Annotated in this window: 2 protein-coding genes; one reads left to right on the plus strand and one right to left on the minus strand. The window is 57.9% G+C overall.

Features of this window, described 5'->3' with window-relative positions; translation table 11 throughout:
- Window positions 1-911: porin (locus tag EN925_RS31785; protein WP_164894523.1), on the plus strand; the 911-nt coding region annotated here is incomplete at its 5' end.
- A gap of 222 nt (window positions 912-1133) precedes the next feature.
- Here the strand turns inward: EN925_RS31785 and EN925_RS31790 are convergent.
- A partial coding sequence (locus EN925_RS31790) for a sulfotransferase (protein ID WP_164894524.1) occupies window positions 1134-2476 on the minus strand: 1343 nt, incomplete at its 5' end.

The raw sequence follows: 2476 nt of genomic DNA on the forward strand, positions 1-2476 counted from the left end.
GGAAGAATGCCCGCTTCACGCTGAAGACCTGGACCGGCCAGGAAACCGAACTCGGCACGTTGAAGACCTACACCGAATACCGCATCAATTTCGGCAACAACTACGGCGACTTTGGCGATAACTCGGGGCCCGGCGGCACTACGAACCCCAACCGTAATGGCGACGGCTGGCAGGCCCGCAACAAGAGCAGCGCTCTGGAATTCGCCTGGATCCAGCTCGGCGGCCTGCGCGTCGGCGCTGACGAATCGGCCTTTGATACGTTTATCGGCTATGCCGGCAACGTCATCAACGACACGATCGTCCCGTACGGCAATTTCCAGACCAACGTCATTCAGTACTACTTCGATGCCGGCAATGGCCTCTCGGCCGTGGTTTCGCTCGAAGAAGGTTCGGGTGAGGTTGGCACCATCGACAGCTATGTTCCGCATGTCGTCGGCGGTCTGAAGTACACGCAAGGCTGGGGCGCCATCACCGGTGTTGTGTCGTATGACAGCAACTACGAGGAAGTCGCCGGCAAGGTTCGCCTGGACGTGAACGCCACCAACGAACTGTCGCTGTTCTTGATGGCCGGCTACGGCACCGACGATAACCTCAACGACCATACCAACAATATCGACGCGCTCGGCCGCGGCTTTTACAAGCAGTGGGGCGGTAACTGGGCTCTGTGGGGCGGTGGCACCTACAAGTTCAACGAAAAGACCTCGTTCAACCTCCAGGCGTCATATGACGACTGGAAGGATATCGGCGTCGCGGCGAACGTCGCCTACACCGTTGTTCCTGGCCTCACGGTCACGGCCGAAGTCGACTGGCAGCGCGTCGGCCAGGGCGCCATCGACAACGACTCCGTCTGGGTCGCGGCAACCAAGAAGAACAATGTCGGCGGTCTCCTCCGCTTCCAGCGCGATTTCTAATCAATTTCGCCTTCGAAATCGAAACCCGGCGGGCAACCGCCGGGTTTTTTCATGCCGGTTTTTCATTGGCTTGCCAAAGATGCGGCGACGCTGCCCGAGACCGAGCCCCTGCACTTCCTGAAGGTTTGCGAGCGACAAGCCATCCGACGAAGCCGAGCCCTGACAGCTACGGCAATCGGGTCTATTCGCCAGTCCGGCAGCGCCGGAGCTTTCACGGCTGGATCAATTCCCAGCCAAATCGCCCAAGCCATCGATCAGCGGTTGGATTGCGCTGCCATAATTCTTCCAGCGACTGACGGACGAGCTGTAGATCGGTTGTCGAACCTGCCAGCGGCTGAACGTGTTCACCGCGCCGCCCTTGTCAAAGAATCGCAGGCAGGCGTCGTCCCAGGGCAGTCCCAGATGGTCGATCAGGCGGCGCGATTGGCCTTCCTGGTCAGAGACCATGTCCTCATAGCGGTTCTGCAGGATTTGCCCTGGAAACACCTTGTCCCAATGCCGCATAAGCCGGTCGTACTCGCGATAATATAGTCCGAGTGTATGGAGATCGGCGTTGTAGATATTGTCCTCGTTGAAACTCAGGAAATAGCACGAGATGCAATTGTCGATGGCATCGCGACGGCAGTGAATGATTTGTGCCTTGGGGAACAAGATCCTTATAAGGCCGATAAGCTCAAAATTATGCGGCAGCTTGTCCACTACCCGCAGCGCGTCGGGCGATCGTTGCCTGATATGGGTGAGATATTCATCGGCCAGGGACTTCGACTGATCAACTGTCATATCCAGGACGGATTTTCGGAATTCCTCCGGCGAGCGTGTTTTCGGCGCCAGCCTGTTGGTGATGCGCCGAACCTTTGTCAGCTCACCGGCTCCATGGACGTCGGGATGGCTAGCAAGGATCTGCTCGGTCAAAGTGGTGCCGGAACGCGGCATGCCAAGCACGAAAACAGGCACGTCCGATGTGCTTCCATGACCTGCCTTGGCGGCCAGCATCCGGGGATCGAACAGTTCTATCATGAAATCGACGCTGCGCCGATAGGACTCCATACCGAAGCGGCGGGTTGAAAGTTCCTTTGCCTGGCGGAAATGGCCGATCGCGTCGTCGTAGCGCCTGATATCGTTCAGTATCTTCCCGGCCGCATGGTGGAACTGCTGTATGCTTTTCCTGTCGAGTCCCGGATTTTTCAACTCGGTCAGAATGGATTTCAATTCCGCCGGCTCTTCAGAGAATTTTCGGATGCTGGCCAGGCCGTTGTAGGCGGCCGCGATATCCTGACGGTGACTGATCGCCTCCTTCATATATCCCGCCGCCTCGTCCATCCGGCCCAGGCTTACAAGCGCATTGGCCAGTCCCATTCGAATGGCGGAACGGCCGCTGTCGATTTCAAGCGCTTTCTCATAAAGCGGCACCGCAAGATCGGCCTTGCCGAATTCGGTGTAGGCGCGCCCAAGTGCGCAAAGCGCTTCAACCCAGTCGCCTTTCAGCTGGCAGGCAACCTCAAGATGGCGGATCGCATCGGAATGTTCGCCGACCTTCAAATAGGTTTCACCCAGCGTCAGGTGAT

This window comes from Mesorhizobium sp. M7A.F.Ca.US.006.04.2.1 (assembly GCF_004022915.1).
Classification (GTDB): Bacteria; Pseudomonadota; Alphaproteobacteria; order Rhizobiales; family Rhizobiaceae; genus Mesorhizobium; species Mesorhizobium ciceri.